Consider the following 16892-nt stretch of genomic DNA (forward strand, 5'->3'; position numbering starts at 1 on the left):
TTAATCCCTTCTATAATAAAACCATAAGAAGTTCAGGAAGGGGTCTTCATTCATGAAAAGCAAAGGATTTTGGACGGGCATCGGCCTGACGCTCATCCTGGCGGTCATCGCCAAGCTCGCGGCCGGCCTGCCGTATATATCGCTGATCGGCCCGCTCGTTTTCGCCATCCTGCTCGGGATGCTATGGAACACATTCCTGCCGGTCAAAGCCGAGTGGGAACCGGGCACGGCGTTCGCGTCGAAAAAACTGCTTCGCGCCGGGATCATCCTGCTCGGGATGCGCCTGAATCTCGCGGACATCGCGGCCGCCGGGTGGCCCGCATTCAGCCTTGCCGCCATTTCGGTTGTCGTCGGGATCGCCGCCGTCTACGCGGCAGCAAAAGTCATGAAATCCGATCCGGAAATCGGCTTCCTCACCGCCTGCGGAACAGGGATCTGCGGAGCCGCGGCCATTGTCGCCGTTTCCACGCAGAAGAAATCAAAACCGGAAGAGACCGCCGTCAGTGTGGCCATCATCGCCATCATGGGAACGCTGTTCACCTTCGCCTATGCACTCCTGTATCCGGTGCTCGGGCTCGGGGACAAGGCGTATGGCATGTTTGCCGGCGGCACGCTCCATGAAATCGCCCATGTCGTCGCGGCGGGTGACGCGGCGGGCGCCGTGTCGCTCGACTATGCGCTCGTCGTGAAACTCACGCGGGTCGTCCTGCTCGTCTTCGTCGCTTCCGCGGTCGGCTTCTGGGCGGCCCGGAAAGAACGTGGCGAAGGCGGGCCGAAGCTCACCTGGAAGACGCTCCCGATTCCGTGGTTCATCTTCGGCTTCCTCGCCGTGAGTGCGCTTTACTCGACGGGCATCGTTCCGGAAGCGGTCGCTGCCAAACTCGTCGACCTCGCCTATCTGCTCATGGCAATGGCGATGGCCGGGCTCGGGCTCGGCGTCTCCTTCAGCGCATTCCGCCGGGCGGGCATGAAGCCGTTCGTCGCCTGCCTCATCGGTTCGATCGTCCTGGCCGCCGTCGTGTATGGCTATGTGGTACTCGTGGCGTGACCCGACAATGAATAAAAAAGATCGCTTCCTTTGTGGTGCGGGTCATCCCCGCCTACAAAGGAGCGATCTTTTAAATTGGGAAGCAGATGAATGGAAAGCGGCCGTTAAGCAATCCCGCTTCTCTTCAATGTTTCAATCTGCTCTTTTCTAAAAGGCCAATGTTCGAAGGTGAGGCCCGTCTCCGACATGAATCCTAGATCATCAGGATGAACGGCAAATATGCCGCCGTCCATCCACTTCGGCAGATTGAGCATCACGAGTGCCCGGCAGTCAAAGGTCCGGGTCACTTCCTTAATCTGCTCAGCCGTGATGCCATTTTCATTGAGAAAACCTTGCAGCTTATTCATCAGGCAGGCAATCGCTTCGTCGGTATTATACTCAATCCGGCTTACTTCATCCGGGCTCAACTGGAAAGCGACGGTCCAAAAAGAAAATTGGGCGTTGCCATGCCCGCTCAAAAAATTATGTTCCCCTGCGTCAAAATGAAAAGTGTCCTTGATTCCAAGGGCAGCATTCAGATCTTTTGCAGTGAACTTCCTGATCGGACGCCCAATGTCTTCAGAATAAGCATCGGGATCAGACATGAAACAGAAATTGAGAACAACGTTTTCAGTGAACATAGCATCTTCCTTACTTGGCATAATAGTGAGCGTTCAACCTTCGTTTAGTTAAATATACAATAAACAGAGCTTATTAAAAACTAGTCAACATTACTAAAAAGTTTTTTTCAATGAGTTTGGGTGAATCCGTTCAGGCCGCTTCCGATGACGCTCGGGGCCTCTGCGATAACACTCGGGCCCCCTCCGATCACACTCGCAGCCTCTGCGATGACACTCACAGGCCCTCCGATCACACTCATGGCCTTCAATGCCGCTCCTTCTCATTACCGCCGACGCCCCACACGAAAAAACAGCGCATCGCCGCCTGAAATCAGGTCGACGTGCGCTGTTTCTTCAATATCAATCCGGGACGTTGTAGTGTTTGTGGGAAACAACGGTCAGATCTGAAGCGGCTCCGATCCTCTTCGCATCCTCGTCGGAGATTTTGACGATGACCGAGTTCTCGAGAATCTTGACGATCGTGCCGAATACTTCATGGTCATTGCGGACGAACGAAACCAGCTCGCCCGCTTTCCGGGCCGCCACAAATGGCGACAGTTCCTTCTGCTTTGCAGGAAAAGCCACTCCCATCCACCCCTTCAATCTTATTGGTTAAACAAAAAAGCCCGGGTGTTCATCCCTGGGCGTACGCGGGAGCGGCACGGTTGCCGAACCTCCAGACGGGTTGTCTACTCCCATTATAGCACACTTTGACATTATTCGCTCATCCCGTCTCTTCAGCCGATTTTAAAGGCAGATTGGACACAGTGTCTAAGGATAAAAGAAATCATTACACACAAGAGTAGAAGAATCAGAATCTTCTATCCAATAAAATGTTCATAGACAACTTATTGAGCATCAACACAGATCAGATGTAAGCGTTATCAGTAAAAACACAGGACAAGAGGGGGGTATATTCATGAAAGCGACATTTAAAACGCCCAAAAGCGGAAAGGGTTGGTTCGGTCTGTTGGGGCTTTTTGTGATTGTCTTGCTAGGAGGATGGCCGATCATCCCGTTGCTGAACAATGACTTGATTATTTTGGGCATGCCGACATTAATGGCTTGGTCTATCTTGCTCATTATTTTGACGACCGGACTGCTTATTCTCTTGAATAAAATGGGGGTGAATGACTGATGGCAACTTGGATTCCGTTCTTGATTACAATTGCTTACATGGTGGTTGCCGTTTGGCTTGGATTTGGCGCCGGGAAAGGGCGCAAGATGGATACTGTTGAGGAGTGGGGCGTTGCGGGGCGAAGCCTGGGCCCTCTTGTCATGTATCTCTTGGTCGGGGCGGGCGGCGTCAGTGCCTACACGTTCATGGGTGCACCTGGATGGGCGCACTCAAAAGGAGTACCGGCATTATATGTTGTTGTTTATCTGACTTTCATGGCAATTACCGCATGGTACCTGGGTCCTCGTGTATGGGAGCTGGGAGTAAAGCACAACCATGTTACCCAGGGAGCGGCGATTACCCATCGATATGAGAGTCCTGCCCTTGGCGCGCTCACCTCGATGGTTACCTCTATTGGGATTCTTGCTTACGCAGTCATTCAAACAACAGGGGCGGCTTACATCCTGAATGTGATGAGCCACGGCGTGATACCGGTATGGGCCGGGGTGTTCCTGTCACTTGGAGTCATCTCGATCTACCTCTTCCGAAGTGGCCTTAGAGCGATCGGAATTACGAACGCCTTCCAAGGAGGCTTGATGATGGTGGTCTCCTGGGCGGTGGGTCTATGGGCAATCTTCCAATTCACAGGAGGCTTCTCCTTTGGCCCGGTGTTCGAGCGGGTCCGTGCCGAAGCTCCGCAATTCCTCACCTTGCCTGGCAATCTGGGGGACATGGGCTTCGCCTTCTGGACCACCTCCATCCTGATCTCCATGGTGTCTGTTTGGCAGACCCACTGGATTCAGTGGATGGGAGCAGATTCAAGGAAGTCTATTCGTACTGCGGCTACACTGCTTCCAACGTTCTACATTGTTTGCATTCCCATGCTGGTCGTCGGGTTTATAGGAATCTTCATGTACCCAACCATCGCTAATTCGGACACTGTCGCTATTCAGATGGCAATTGATAACATGCCGATCGTCATCGCCGGTCTCCTTGGTGCGGGGACATTGGCTGCGGCTATGTCCTCCAGTGAGCCGTGCATTCACTCTACCGCGTTAAGTTACAGCAAGGATATTATCCAGCCGATTTTCAAACTATCTGATGAGAGGGCCGGCAAGATGACACGTTGGTTGATCTTCCCGATCATGTTGTTCATCGTCGCGCCAATCTCTATTGCTGAGCCGGCCAGCCTCGTTTACATCCTTTTAATCGGCTACGGCTTCATCGGCCAGGCAATGCCGGCGCTCATCGGTATGTTCTTCTGGCCGCGTGCAACCAAACATGGAGCTCTTTGGGGACTGGCCGCTGGTTTTGTCCTGACACTGATCTTTTCGGTCTGGTATCCGCATCCGCTCGGCATCCACGCAGGAATCTGGGGCTTGTTCATTAATCTACCCGTTTTCTTCATTGTTTCTCTGCTAACACAGCCGGTGTCGAGAAAAACAGTCGAGGACTTCTTCCCGGATATGGTTGATGAGCTTTATGAGGAAGAGCCAGACCTGGCAAATCCGGTACCCGTTTTAAACATGGCCCAAATTAAGGAGTGATTGAGATGGAGAGACAGTTATTCATAAACGGAGAAGTGATCACGGCAAACGGAAACGATGATATCGCTGAAGCGGTCGCTGTGGAAGACGGGAAAATTATTGTCGTCGGCTCGACAAGCGACATACTAAAGCTGAGAAAGGACGGGGCATCCGTCACAGACCTGGCGGGCAGGACGCTCATGCCCGGAATTATCGAGTCCCATATCCATACGACGATGTACGGAGCCAATGTTCTCTCGGTATCGTGCAAGGATCCCGCCGTCCGGACGATTGACGATCTGCTCGAACGCCTGAAAGAGCAGGCAGGCCGCGTACCGGAAGGGCAGTGGGTCCGGGCATGGGGCTTTAATGAGACGTCGATTGAAGACCGACGATTCCCGACAAAGGAAGAGTTGGACCGCGTGACCGACAAGCACCCGGTTATGGTCGTGCGCGCCTGCGGGCATATTTCGGCAGTCAACAGCAGGGCGCTTGAAATCGGCGGTCTGGACAATGACTCCCCGGATCCAGAGGGCGGTTCCCTCGGAAGAACACCGAAAGGGGAACTGGACGGGCGGCTTATCGAAACCGCCCATATGGATCTCTACCAGCTGGCGGCCCATACCCGGGATGAGATTCGAGAAGCCCACCGGGTCGCTTCCGAACATTTTGCTGAGTATGGAATCACCGCCATACATGACGCGACCGGCTATGGCATCGAGAACGTCGAAGCGCTCCGTGAAGATGCCGAGGGCGGCGTCATCTCCCAGCGGGTGTACGCAATGGTGGGTGCCCTGAACAAACCGGACGAAGTGGTGAAGCATTATCTTTCCCGTGACATCCGGACCGGCGATGGCAATGAACGCTTCAAATATGGACCCGTCAAAGTCTTCCTCGACGGATCCAGCAGCGGCCCGACGGTCTGGACAACGGAGCCGTACACGAGCGACCCTGAAAATTATGGTGTCCATTATCTCTCCCAAGATGAACTGGACGAGCTCTTCATTCCCGCACATGAGAAGGGATGGCAGCTGACTGCCCACGCCCAGGGCGATGCGGCCATCGACCAGCTTCTCAACACGATCGACAAGGCGTTGGCCCTGCATCCGAGGGAAGATTCCCGCCACCGGATCGAGCACGCCGGCCTTGCCAGGAAAGACCAGGTCGACCGGATGAAGCAGCTTGGGGCCGTCCCGACTCCGAACCCGGCATTCTTTCATGAGTACGGGGACGGCTATGTGAAAAACTATGGAAAGCGGGCGGAGGGGATGTATCCGCTGGCCAGCTACCGGGATGCCGGTGTCACCGCTACACTGACCGCCGACTGCCCAGTGACTGACTTCAATCCATTCCGCGGCATCCACAGTGCCATGACAAGAAGATCCCCGTCCGGAAAAGTCGTCGGCGGGGCGGAATGCATCGGCTTGTTGGAAGCGATCCGTTGCTGTACGATCAACGCGGCGTACAGCGGATTCAGCGAGACGGAGACCGGCTCCATCGAACCGGGGAAGTTTGCAGACCTTACCATCCTCGACCGCTCCCTCATCAATGCTGATGTGGAAGAGATTCCGGAAATCCGAGTTGACCGCACCGTCATCGGCGGAGAAACGGTGTTTGAGCGGGCAAAGGCAGTGGTGCAGCCGTGAGCCGGGTCCGAGAATTGAAAGGATTGACTGCATCGGGCTCTCCCTATGAAATCGGCCGTACACACGGCTCGGAAGGAAAAGAAGAAATACACAATAGTCTTTCCACCTATGAGTCCCTGTTCAAAGGATACGCGGGCCTGACATGGAAGCAGGCGTGCGAGAAGGCACTCCTGCACGAAAGCGCGATTGAACGCTTCCGGCCTCAATATATCGAGGAGATGCGGGGAGTTGCGGACGGGGCCGGAGTGACCTACGAGGATATCTTAAGCTTGAATGCCCGCAGTGAAATTGCACTGACCGCCATTCCCGATGGATGCACGTCATTTGCGGTGGAAGTCGGCGGAAACACGTTCCTGGGCCAGAACTGGGACTGGAAAGAGAGCCAGAGCAGTTCGTTGTTAAGGCTTGAGATCCGCCAGACGGGAAAGCCGGATATTCAAATGGTGACCGAAGGCGGCATCATCGGGAAGATCGGAAGCAACAGTGCGGGGGTCGGCGTCTGTCTCAACGCCTTGCTCTCCCGCTCGTGGAGTCCGGACATTCCGATCCATCTTGGCCTTCGTGCGGTGCTCGAATCTGAAAGTTTTTCCGGGGCAGTTGAAGTTGTCACGAAAAACCGGATGGCCTCCCCTGCCCATTTTCTCATCGCCTCGGGAGACGGTCAGATGGCGGGGATGGAAGTATCCCCGGTCGGCACGGCGGCAATCGAAATGGAAGATCGAATGGTCGTTCATACGAACCATCTTTGTGATCCTGTTTTGAAGGACCGGATCAATGACACGGTGAAGCCGGACTCGCCGATCCGGCTTGAACGGATCGGAAAGCTGATCGGCGAGATGAAAAAAGACGGGGATATTGATGACTTCTTCTCCATTCTTTCCGATCATCACAACTACCCGGATTCCATCTGCCGGCACTCAAACCCGGCTCATGCGCCGCATGAACAGATGGAAACGATCTTCAGTATCGTCATGAACCTTTCAAAACGGGACCAGGAAGTCCGGTTGGGGACGCCCTGCAAGGCAAAAACCGGTTTAGCGACAAGCTAAACCGGCATTTGCCGTGAAGGAAGAACAGAGAGAGCTTGTTTTCTGTATAATTAGTAAACAAGCAAGCAATCAAGTGTAAAAAGTGGGGGAGGACATCATGGAAAATAAAAAAGAAACAGACTGGCGGTTCAAGGTCGCGAACCGGGAGGCGCTCATCGGCTGTGCACTCGCGCTGGCGAACTTCATCTGGTGGTTCGGCTTCGCCTACGGGATGGGGTCGCGTCCCGTGGAAGAGTACAAGTACATAATGGGCCTGCCGGACTGGTTTTTCATCAGCTGTGTGCTCGGGTTCCTCCTGATCACCGTTGCGGTCATCATCGTCGTGAAGTTTTTCTTCACCGAAGTGCCGTTTGAGGAAGAGGAGGAGATCCGATGAACTGGGAAGTCATTATTCCGCTGCTTGTGTTCCTCGTCATCATTTTCTTCATCGGCATCTGGTCAAGCCGCAAGGGGGCGAAGGTCGAAGAGGGCGGATTCCTGAAAGACTACTTCCTCGGCGGCCGCGAGCTCGGCGGGTTCGTGCTCGCGATGACGATGGTCGCGACGTACGGCAGTGCTTCAAGTTTCCTCGGCGGCCCGGGGACGGCCTACACGATGGGCTTCGGCTGGGTGCTGCTCGCGATGAGCCAGGTCGTGACCGGCTACTTCGTCCTCATGATCCTCGGGAAGAAGTTTGCGATCATGGCGCGGCGCTATGATGCGCTGACACTCGTCGATTTCCTGAAGGCCCGGTATAAAAGCGCGCCGGTCGTCATCCTGTCGGCCGCGGCGATCATCATCTTCCTGTTCTCCGCGATGGCGGCGCAGTGGATCGGGGGAGCCCGCCTCGTCGAATCGCTCACCGGGATGAGCTATCACACGGCGCTGTTCATCTTCGCCGTCTCGGTGCTCGTCTATGTGACGATCGGCGGATTCCGGGCGGTTGCCGTGACGGACGCCGTACAGGGGGCCGTCATGGTCGTCGGGACGCTCGTCCTGCTCATTGGCGTCATCATCGCGGGCGGCGGCGTATCGAACATCATCGGCGATCTCATCAATGAAAACCCGAACCTCGTCACGCCGTTCGGCTCGGACGGCGGCCTGTCGAAGGCATACGTATCGTCGTTCTGGATCCTTGTCGGCGTCGGGGTCGTCGGGCTGCCGCAGATTGCGGTCCGCTCGATGTCATACAAAAACTCCCGCTCGATGCACCGCGCACTCATCATCGGAACGGTCGTCACGGGCGTGATCATGCTGAACATGCACTTGATCGGCGTGTTCGCCCGTCCGATCCTGCCGGGCATCGACGTCGGCGACAAAGTCATCCCGCTCATCTCGATGGAAGTGCTGCCGGCGTGGCTTGCGGGCATCGTGCTCGCCGCCCCGATGGCCGCCATCATGTCGACGGTCGACTCGCTGCTCATCTTGGTTTCGTCGACCGTCGTGAAAGACGTCTACCTGAACTACATCAAGCCGGACGCTTCGATCAAGGCGATCAAGCGGGCGAGCTTCGGCGTGACGGCCGTGCTCGGCGTCATCGTCTACATCCTGGCGCTCGACCCGCCTGACCTGCTCATCTTCCTGAATCTGTTCGCGTTCGGCGGACTGGAAGCGGCGTTCATCTGGCCGATCGTCCTCGGACTCTACTGGAAATACGCCAATAAATACGGCGCGATCGCCTCCATGATCGCCGGCATCGGCAGCTACATCGCGATCCATTTCTACAACGAAGCGAACGGCAACCTGTTCGGCGTGCATACAGTCACACTGCCGGTCGTCTTGTCGCTCGTCGCGTTTATCGTCTTCAGCCTGCTCATGAAACAGGAAGCGTATGACTATGACCGCATCGGGAAAGGGGAAATTGCATGAAAACAGATATCCAGCATCCATCGTACCAGCGGGACCGCGAAGCGGTGATTCGGCTCACACAGGAGCTCGTCCGGATCGACAGCGTCTATCGCGGCGAAGAAGTGCCGGGGGCGAATGAAGAAAAGGTGGCCCACTATGTGGCTGATGTGCTTCGTTCCTACGGAATTGAAACGCATGTCGAGGAAGTCGTGCCCGGCCGGCCGAACGTGATCGGCGTCGTGGATTCCGGCAAGCCGGGCCCCGTGCTCCTGTTTGAAGGACATACCGATGTCGTCACGGAAGGCAACCGTGAAGCATGGACGCATGATCCGTTCGGTGCGGAGATCATCGACGGGCGCATGTACGGCCGCGGCACGAACGACACGAAAGGGAACCTGTCCTGCATGATCACGGCGGTCCATTCGCTGCTTCAGGACAAGGAAGACTTCCGCGGCAAGATCATCCTCTGCATCCCGTGCGACGAGGAAGGCATGATGATCGGCATCAAAGACTTCATCAAGAAAGGCTGGGCGGACGGCGTCGACGGCGCGATCATCTGCGAGCCGGAAGAAAACAACGTGTGCATCGCTCAGCGCGGCGCGATGCGCATCCAGGTCGACATCTACGGCAAGATGGCCCACGGCGCGATCTCCTGGAGCGGCATCAACCCGAACTGGCGGATGGCCCGGCTCATCGTCGAACTTGAAAAACTCGAGAAGGAAGAACAGGAGCGGCTCGGCGAAGACCCGTATTTGAAATGGCCGTCGATCACGCCGACGATCCTGCAGGCGCCCGTCAAAGGCGACGCGCAGATCAACGTCATCCCGGACCACTGCCGGATGACGCTCGACATCCGGACAGTGCCCGCGCAGGACCACGGAGAGCTCCGCAGCAAGATCGACCGGATCATCGAGAAGCTGAAGGCCGATGACCCTGACTTCAACTGCGAACTCACCCTGCTCGACGACCGCCCGCCGACCGCGACGGACAAAGACGAGCCGGTCGTCCGGGCGATCTGGGAAGCCGTCAAGCAGGTCACCGGCAAAGAACCGATCTACAACGGTGTCCCGGGCGCAACCGACGGGACATTCCTCCACGTCCACGGCGTCCCGATCGTCACGATCGGCGCCGGCGACCGGGACATCCCGCACCAGATCGACGAATACGTCGACATCGAGGAACTCGCCGAGACGACCGCGATCTACCGCGACGCGGCGCTCCGCTTCCTGAACGGGGAGGTGCGCAAGGATGGCTGACTATAAAATCGCGGTCATCGCAGGTGATGGCATCGGGCCGGAAGTGATGGGAGAGGCGCTGCAAGTTTTGCGGGCGGCAGAAGAGTCGGAAGGATTCTCGCTCCAAATCGAGGAATTCCCGTGGAACTCGGAGTACTGGCTGGAGCACGGACGCATGATGCCCGAAGACGGACTGGAACAGCTGCGCTCGTTTGACGCGATTCTGTTCGGCGCAATCGGAGATGCCCGCGTGCCGGACGACATCACGATCTGGGAACTCATCATGCCGATCCGCAAAGGGTTCCATCAATATGTGAACTTCCGGCCGGTCAAATCGCTTCCGGGCATCCAGACGCCGCTCGCAAACGGTGACGGCATCGACTTCGTCATCTTCCGGGAAAACGCAGAAGGCGAATACTCCGACAGCGGCGGCCGGCTGTACGCCGGGCAGGAAGGCGAAATGGCCGTCCAGAACACGATCATGACACGCGCGGGCATCGAGCGCATCACAAGGGCCGCCTGCCGGTATGCAGAAGAGAACGGACGGACGAAAATCACGAGCGCGACCAAGTCGAACGCCGTGATCCATGCGAATAAACTATGGGACGAGCATGTGCAGCGGGTCGTATCAGAAGAGTTCGGCGACCTGGAATTCGAGCAGTACTACGTCGACGCGCTCGCCGCTTACTTCGTCCAGCGGCCGCAGTCGTTTGACGTCGTGCTCGCGTCAAACCTGTTCGGCGACATCCTGTCCGACCTTGGCTCCGGCCTCGTCGGCGGGCTCGGCCTCTCGCCGTCCGGCAACATCAACCCGGAAAAAGACTACCCGTCGATGTTCGAGCCCGTCCACGGATCGGCACCGGACATCGCAGGCAAAGGCATCGCCAACCCGGTCGCACAAATCTGGTCCACGGCGCTCATGCTCGAGCATCTCGGCGAAAAGCGGGCGGCCGAGCGGATCGTTGGCGCGATCGAAGAAGTGCTCGCGAAAGGGAAAGTGAGGACCCGCGACATCGGCGGGGAAGCGACGACGATCGAGATGGGCGGCGCGATACTCGAAGCATTCAATAAGCAGGAAAGTGCGGTGACGGAAGGATGAGCGGCATGCGGATGGAAGGAAAAACAGTGATCGTAACAGGCGCAGGCGGCGGCATGGGACAGGCCATCGTCCAAAAGCTGATCGATGAAGGCGCAACGGTCGGCGGCATCGACCTGAAAGAAGAAGCGATGGAAGGGCTGAACCACGACCGGTTCACGGCGTTCGCCGCGGATATTCTCGATGAAGAAGCGATCGCCGGCGTGTTCCGCGATATGAATGAAAAAACAGGCCGGATCGACGGACTCGTCGGCGCGGCAGGCATCGCACAGGCCGCCGCCCCGATCACCGATGTCTCGCTGGAACAATGGCACCGGCTGATCAACATCAACGCGACGAGCCTGTTCATCACCTCCCGTGAAGCGGCACGCTACATGAAGCCGGCAGGAAAAGGCTCGATCATCACGATCGGCTCCGTCTCGGTCACGCGACCGCGACCCGGCCTGCAGGCGTATATCGCGTCCAAAGGAGCGGCCGAAAGCTTCACAAGGGGGCTCGCCATCGAACTCGCGGAAGCAGGCGTCCGCGTGAACACGATCCATCCGGGGCCGGCGGACACGGGCATGCTGAGCCAGTTCACCGCAGAAGGCGCCGACTCCGAAGAGGCACGCAGGGAAATCTTCGAAAGCAGCGTTCCGCTCGGACGGCTCATCCAGCCCGACGACATCGCGGGCGGCGTGCTGTACTTGCTGTCGGACGATGCCTCGATGGTGACCGGTACGACGCTGCACATCGACGGCGGACGGGGACTGTAAAAGCAAGCGCGCCTTCAGGGGAGGGCGCGTTTTTCATACATACACGAAAGGGGACAGTGAAATGAAGAAGATTCAAATGCTGATCGGCGGCCGGTGGGTCGGAGGAGAGGGAGACGAATGGCTTCCGGTGCATGATCCGTCCGACGGTACGCAAATCGCCGAGATCATCAATGGAACCGATGCCCATGTGGATGAAGCGGTGCGCGCGGCGGAGGCCGCCTTTGAAAGCGAAGAGTGGCGGGCGTGGAAACCGCATGAGCGGGGGAACCTGCTTATTGAGCTCGCCCGCCACATCCGGGAGAACGCCGAACACTTCGCGGAACTTGAATGCCGGGATGTCGGCAAGCCTCTCACTCAGGCCCGGGCAGATGCAGAAGCGGCCGCACGCTATTTCGAGTTTTACGGCGGAGCGGCCGACAAGGCCATGGGCGACACGATTCCGATCGAGGACGGCCTCCTGAACGCAACAGTGCTCGAGCCGGCCGGCGTTACCGCGCACATCGTCCCGTGGAACTACCCGCTCCAGATCATTGCACGCAGTGTAGGAGCAGCCATTGCGACCGGCAATTCGGTCGTCGTGAAGAGTGCGGAAGACACGCCGATGACCGCCCATGCGCTGACGGAATGGTTCGCGAACAGCGGACTGCCGGCGGGGATCTTCAACCATGTGACGGGGCTCGGTTCCGGAGCGGGCGCGGCGCTTTCCGCCCATCCGAACATCAACCACGTCACCTTCACCGGTTCCGTCCCGACCGGCATTGCCGTCATGCAGGCCGCTGCGAAAAACGTCGTGCCGGTCACACTCGAACTCGGCGGCAAGTCCCCGAACATCGTCTTTGCGGATGCGGATGAAGAGAAGGCGCTCGACGGTGTGGTCCGGGCCATCATCCAGAACGCCGGCCAGACATGCTCCGCCGGATCCCGGCTCCTCGTGGAAGAGCGCTATAAAGAGGAATTCCTCGGGAAGTTGAAAGAACGCTTTGACGCACTGGAAGTCGGACGCGGCATGGACGACAAAGACATCGGCCCGATCCTCAACAAGCGCCAGTTCGACGGCATCATGCGGCGGATCGACGAAGCAAAGAAACAAGGCAAACTGATCGCCGGCGGGGAAGAAGTGAAGGTCGACGGTGCGGACGGCGGCCACTACATCGCCCCGACGATCATCGATGGACTCGACCACAGCTGCGACGTGGCCCAGGAAGAAATCTTTGGCCCGGTCCTCTCTGTCTTTACGTTCCGGACTCCGCAGGAAGCGATCGACCTCGCCAACTCCACCGACTACGGTCTCGTCGCCGGCGTCTGGACGAAAGACATCGACGTCGCCCACACCCTCGCCGCCCGCATCAAAGCCGGCCAGGTCTTCATCAACAACTACGGCGCCGGAGGCGGCATCCAGATGCCGTTCGGCGGATATAAGAAGAGCGGGATCGGGAGAGAGAAAGGGTTTATTGCACTGAGGAATTATGTGCAGGTGAAGAATATTGCGGTGAAGTTTGGGGTTTGATATGAATCCAAAGTACAAACGAAACAGGGAAAAATATAGGATGAAATATTTTTTTATGTAAGGTATATTCGAAAGAAAGGTGACTAATCAAAAAGTCGCCTTTTTTTGTTGAGGAATGATAGAAGCTAAGCGAGAAAAATCATCTAGCAATGTGAAAGAGTGAAAAGTTCTTATTTAGAGAGTAGTATGTTGTATTATTTTAATGAGTAAAAGTAGACCTGAGAATAGGGGGGGGCTGGAATGTCGGGAAAAATGTTAGATAACAAAAGGTCTGGCATTGTAGGAGATGCATTGAAACCATATTTTAAAAAAGATGCCAAGGTAGCGATCATGTCATCCTACTTTACGATATATGCGTTCGAGGCTTTAAAGAAGGAATTGATGAAGGTGGAAGAGGTACGGTTTTTATTTATCGATCCTACCTTTACTTCAGAAAAACATACAAAAGGTTCTACAGACATTGATAAGTCAGGTCGAGAGAAAAGGTTATCTGGTTCAGAACTCGAAATTAAGATGCGGAATGAACTTACACAGGTGAAAATCGCTAAAGAATGTGCTGACTGGATAAGTTCAAAAGTAAAGATGAAGTCTTTGACCTCACCATTAACACAGAATCGCCTGTTCCATATTGAAAACAAAGATGGTTCATCAGTGGCTATTCAAGGGAGCTCCGATTTTACCAGCAGCGGATTAGGCTATACATACTCGCCTAGTCTTCATATGAATTCACTAATGGATGAACCTCTATTAACAAAACAATATATCCAGTGGTTCAATGATGTGTGGAAGAACGATGCTATTGTTGAAGAGGTACAAGAGGAAGTTTTGGGAAGAATCGCAGCAATTTATGAAAATCATTCTCCAGAATTTCTTTACTATGTCACGCTATATAATATTTTCAGTGACTACCTGGAAGAATTCGATGAAGATGCGATTGTAAAATCAAAAACAGGCTTTAAAGACACAACGATATGGGATAAGCTTTATAAATTCCAAAAAGATGGTGTACTCGGAGCTATTGATAAATTGGAAAAGCATAACGGTTGTATCATTGCAGATAGTGTAGGTTTGGGGAAGACATTCGAAGCCCTTGCAGTTATTAAGTATTACGAGTTGAGAAATGACAGAATACTAGTTTTGTGCCCAAAAAAATTAAGAGAAAACTGGCTGATTTACACTCAAAATGATAAGAGAAATGTCCTCTCTACTGATCGCTTCAACTACGATGTGTTAAATCATACCGATTTGAACCGTACAGGCGGTTTGTCAGGGGATATTAATTTGTCTACTGTGAACTGGAGTAACTACGACTTAGTTGTTATTGATGAGTCACATAATTTCAGGAATAACCAGGCTAGAAATGACAGGGAAACTCGTTATTCGAGATTGATGAACCAAATCATTAAAGCAGGTGTTAAGACAAAGGTCTTAATGCTATCAGCGACGCCAGTAAATAACAAAATGAATGATTTGAAAAACCAAGTTGCTTTTATTACGGAAGGTAATGATGAAGCACTGGAATCTGCAGGTATTGAAAGCATCGAACAAACATTAAGAAAAGCACAGCTTTCATTCAATAAATGGCTCAAGTTAGGTGATGAGGAGCGCAAGTCCGACACCCTACTTGAAATGTTAAACTTTGACTACTTCAAATTGCTTGATGCAGTTACTATTGCTCGTTCAAGAAAACATATTGAAAAATACTATAATATGTCGGAGATCGGGAAATTTCCAGAACGGTTGAAACCAAGAAATGTACATGCTGATATTGATGAGAGCAATGAGTTCCCTGAAATAAAGGAAGTCAATAAGTTAATTAACAGGCTGAATTTAAGTGCGTATTCTCCATTAAAATATGTAATGCCCGAAAAGCAAGAGGAATACAGCCTAAAATATGATATGAAGGTAAAGGGTGGTTCAGTATTTAAGCAGATTGACCGTGAACGAAGTCTTGTCCATTTAATGAGGGTTAACTTGCTTAAACGGATGGAAAGCTCTATACATTCATTTGGTATGACAGTAGCAGCTCTTTTGACAAAACTTGATGACCTGTTATTAAAGCTTGAAAACATCCACCAATACTCCAATGCCGATATTAATATTAATGAAATCGATATTGACGATGATGATGTTGAAAACATGCTGATTGGATCGAAAGTAAAAGTACTCCTTCAAGATATCGACCGCATTAAGTGGAAGCAAGATTTGCATGATGATAAGGAAAAACTTGAGCAGCTACTTATTGAATCAGCAAAAGTTCAAGCTCCACGTGATGCCAAGTTGAATAAGCTTAAATCCATGATTGACCAAAAGCTCCTTCAACCCATTAATGGAGAAAATAAGAAAATCATCATTTTTACAGCTTTTGCAGACACAGCAAGTTATTTGTATAAAGAGTTATCACAATGGGTGGCCAAAAAGCATGGTGTTAACTCGGCGCTTGTCACAGGTTCTGGAGGCAACCAGACTACATTAAAGGGTATCCAAAAAGATCTAAACTCCATTTTGACCAACTTTTCACCCGTATCGAAGGACAGAAATAAAATTGATTCAAAGATACGTGACGAAATCGACATATTGATTGCAACTGACTGCATTTCGGAAGGTCAGAACCTCCAAGACTGTGATTTTTTAATCAATTATGACATTCATTGGAACCCAGTCCGAATCATCCAACGGTTCGGTCGAATCGATCGTTTAGGCTCAAAGAATGATGTTATTCAACTGGTGAACTTCTGGCCGAATATGGATCTTGATGAATATATTAATTTAGAAGCACGTGTAAGCGGCAGAATGGTGCTCCTTGATATTTCAGCAACAGGTGAAGAGAACGTAATTGAATATGATGAAAAGAAGCAAATGAATGATTTGGAATATCGTAAAAAGCAATTGAAACAGCTACAAGAAGAAGTGGTTGATTTAGAGGATATCTCTGGCGGAATCTCTATCACTGACTTGACTCTGAACGACTTTAAAATGGATTTACTTGATTATATGGAAGCCAATAAGAAGAAAATTGAGACTGCTCCCCTAGGATTACATGCAGTTACCTCGCTTCAGTTGGCTCCATCTTCTGATACTGAACCAGGGGTGATATTCTGTATCAAACAACGAAATGCAGCAGCACAAGTAAAAGAAACAAGCGCACTGTATCCATATTATCTTGTGTATATGAATATGGATGGAGAGGTTAGACTAGGACATTTAAAGACAAAGCAGATACTGGATCTCTTCCGTAAAGTTGCGAATGGTCAAGCAAACGTGTTCAATAAGTTAATTCATCAGTTCAATCATGAAACAGAGGATTTGAAGGACATGTCTTCTTACAAGTATCTATTAGACAAGGCAGTCGAATTTGTTCTGGGTATTGTAGGAGAGCAAGGAATGGAATCATTGTTTAGTCTTGGAAATTCTAGTCTTTTACAGGAAACAGCTGCAACTTCGGATGACTTTGAATTGATATCATTTTTAGTGATAAAGTAGGTGA

Annotated in this window: 14 protein-coding genes; 12 read left to right on the top strand and 2 right to left on the bottom strand. The window is 53.2% G+C overall.

The genetic code is table 11. From position 1 onward, the window contains the following. Positions 1–52: 52 nt before the first annotated feature. Positions 53–1048, top strand: a complete 996-nt coding sequence (locus ACFFIY_RS02040) for a YeiH family protein (protein WP_354196695.1) — start codon at positions 53–55, stop codon at positions 1046–1048. A 104-nt stretch (positions 1049–1152) separates the two neighbouring features. Here ACFFIY_RS02040 and ACFFIY_RS02045 read toward each other — a convergent pair whose 3' ends face one another. Further along, the gene (locus ACFFIY_RS02045) at positions 1153–1668 is read right to left on the bottom strand and encodes a hypothetical protein (protein WP_354196697.1); all 516 of its coding nucleotides are present in this window, start codon (positions 1666–1668) and stop codon (positions 1153–1155) included. Between the two features lie 339 nt (positions 1669–2007). Further along, positions 2008–2238 carry a DUF2187 family protein gene (locus tag ACFFIY_RS02050; RefSeq protein WP_040226554.1) on the bottom strand — a complete coding sequence of 77 codons (231 nt, stop codon included), beginning with the start codon at positions 2236–2238 and terminating at the stop codon, positions 2008–2010. A 328-nt stretch (positions 2239–2566) separates the two neighbouring features. On the opposite strand from ACFFIY_RS02050, the gene ACFFIY_RS02055 reads away from it, so the two are divergent. The 11 genes from ACFFIY_RS02055 to ACFFIY_RS02105 all read left to right on the top strand — a co-directional run bounded on the left by ACFFIY_RS02055 (position 2567) and on the right by ACFFIY_RS02105 (position 16888). Further along, a complete protein-coding gene (locus ACFFIY_RS02055; RefSeq protein ID WP_040226556.1) occupies positions 2567–2785 on the top strand; it encodes a hypothetical protein in 219 nt (72 codons plus the stop codon). Then, positions 2785–4311 (top strand): sodium:solute symporter family protein, encoded by a 1527-nt coding sequence (locus ACFFIY_RS02060; protein WP_052455674.1) that lies wholly within the window; start codon positions 2785–2787, stop codon positions 4309–4311. Before ACFFIY_RS02055 ends, ACFFIY_RS02060 begins: the two co-directional genes overlap by 1 nt. A gap of 5 nt (positions 4312–4316) precedes the next feature. After that, entirely contained in the window at positions 4317–5936 is a 1620-nt protein-coding gene (locus tag ACFFIY_RS02065) for an amidohydrolase (protein ID WP_040226557.1), read from the top strand. Between the two features lie 14 nt (positions 5937–5950). Then, a complete protein-coding gene (locus ACFFIY_RS02070; protein ID WP_040226629.1) occupies positions 5951–6985 on the top strand; it encodes a C45 family autoproteolytic acyltransferase/hydrolase in 1035 nt (344 codons plus the stop codon). A gap of 97 nt (positions 6986–7082) precedes the next feature. Beyond that, complete coding sequence (locus ACFFIY_RS02075; protein WP_040226558.1) at positions 7083–7361, top strand: YhdT family protein; 279 nt, start codon at positions 7083–7085, stop codon at positions 7359–7361. Then, complete coding sequence (gene panF / locus ACFFIY_RS02080) at positions 7358–8833, top strand: sodium/pantothenate symporter (RefSeq protein ID WP_354196701.1); 1476 nt, start codon at positions 7358–7360, stop codon at positions 8831–8833. Before ACFFIY_RS02075 ends, panF begins: the two co-directional genes overlap by 4 nt. Next, positions 8830–10068, top strand: a complete 1239-nt coding sequence (locus ACFFIY_RS02085; RefSeq protein ID WP_354196703.1) for a M20 family metallopeptidase — start codon at positions 8830–8832, stop codon at positions 10066–10068. The genes panF and ACFFIY_RS02085 overlap by 4 nt, the downstream gene beginning before the upstream one ends. Continuing rightward, the gene (locus tag ACFFIY_RS02090; protein WP_354196705.1) at positions 10061–11146 is read left to right on the top strand and encodes a tartrate dehydrogenase; all 1086 of its coding nucleotides are present in this window, start codon (positions 10061–10063) and stop codon (positions 11144–11146) included. Before ACFFIY_RS02085 ends, ACFFIY_RS02090 begins: the two co-directional genes overlap by 8 nt. Positions 11147–11151: 5 nt before the next feature. After that, entirely contained in the window at positions 11152–11898 is a 747-nt protein-coding gene (locus tag ACFFIY_RS02095) for an SDR family NAD(P)-dependent oxidoreductase (RefSeq protein WP_354196796.1), read from the top strand. A 61-nt stretch (positions 11899–11959) separates the two neighbouring features. Next, the gene (locus tag ACFFIY_RS02100; protein ID WP_354196707.1) at positions 11960–13405 is read left to right on the top strand and encodes an aldehyde dehydrogenase family protein; all 1446 of its coding nucleotides are present in this window, start codon (positions 11960–11962) and stop codon (positions 13403–13405) included. Positions 13406–13645: 240 nt separating this feature from the next. Next, positions 13646–16888, top strand: a complete 3243-nt coding sequence (locus ACFFIY_RS02105; protein ID WP_354196709.1) for a helicase-related protein — start codon at positions 13646–13648, stop codon at positions 16886–16888. Positions 16889–16892: the final 4 nt, after the last annotated feature.

Source organism: Bhargavaea ullalensis, assembly GCF_042432615.1.
In the GTDB taxonomy this organism is placed as follows: domain Bacteria; phylum Bacillota; class Bacilli; order Bacillales_A; family Planococcaceae; genus Bhargavaea; species Bhargavaea ullalensis.

What these genes read in the sequence shown, in the direction of transcription:
- ACFFIY_RS02040 (WP_354196695.1), top strand. Translation starts at nt 53, where the DNA reads ATGAAAAGCAAAGGATTTTGGACGGGCATCGGCCTGACGCTCATCCTG.
- ACFFIY_RS02045 (WP_354196697.1), bottom strand. Translation starts at nt 1,668, where the DNA reads ATGTTCACTGAAAACGTTGTTCTCAATTTCTGTTTCATGTCTGATCCC.
- ACFFIY_RS02050 (WP_040226554.1), bottom strand. Translation starts at nt 2,238, where the DNA reads ATGGGAGTGGCTTTTCCTGCAAAGCAGAAGGAACTGTCGCCATTTGTG.
- ACFFIY_RS02055 (WP_040226556.1), top strand. Translation starts at nt 2,567, where the DNA reads ATGAAAGCGACATTTAAAACGCCCAAAAGCGGAAAGGGTTGGTTCGGT.
- ACFFIY_RS02060 (WP_052455674.1), top strand. Translation starts at nt 2,785, where the DNA reads ATGGCAACTTGGATTCCGTTCTTGATTACAATTGCTTACATGGTGGTT.
- ACFFIY_RS02065 (WP_040226557.1), top strand. Translation starts at nt 4,317, where the DNA reads ATGGAGAGACAGTTATTCATAAACGGAGAAGTGATCACGGCAAACGGA.
- ACFFIY_RS02075 (WP_040226558.1), top strand. Translation starts at nt 7,083, where the DNA reads ATGGAAAATAAAAAAGAAACAGACTGGCGGTTCAAGGTCGCGAACCGG.
- panF (WP_354196701.1), top strand. Translation starts at nt 7,358, where the DNA reads ATGAACTGGGAAGTCATTATTCCGCTGCTTGTGTTCCTCGTCATCATT.
- ACFFIY_RS02085 (WP_354196703.1), top strand. Translation starts at nt 8,830, where the DNA reads ATGAAAACAGATATCCAGCATCCATCGTACCAGCGGGACCGCGAAGCG.
- ACFFIY_RS02090 (WP_354196705.1), top strand. Translation starts at nt 10,061, where the DNA reads ATGGCTGACTATAAAATCGCGGTCATCGCAGGTGATGGCATCGGGCCG.
- ACFFIY_RS02095 (WP_354196796.1), top strand. Translation starts at nt 11,152, where the DNA reads ATGCGGATGGAAGGAAAAACAGTGATCGTAACAGGCGCAGGCGGCGGC.
- ACFFIY_RS02100 (WP_354196707.1), top strand. Translation starts at nt 11,960, where the DNA reads ATGAAGAAGATTCAAATGCTGATCGGCGGCCGGTGGGTCGGAGGAGAG.
- ACFFIY_RS02105 (WP_354196709.1), top strand. Translation starts at nt 13,646, where the DNA reads ATGTCGGGAAAAATGTTAGATAACAAAAGGTCTGGCATTGTAGGAGAT.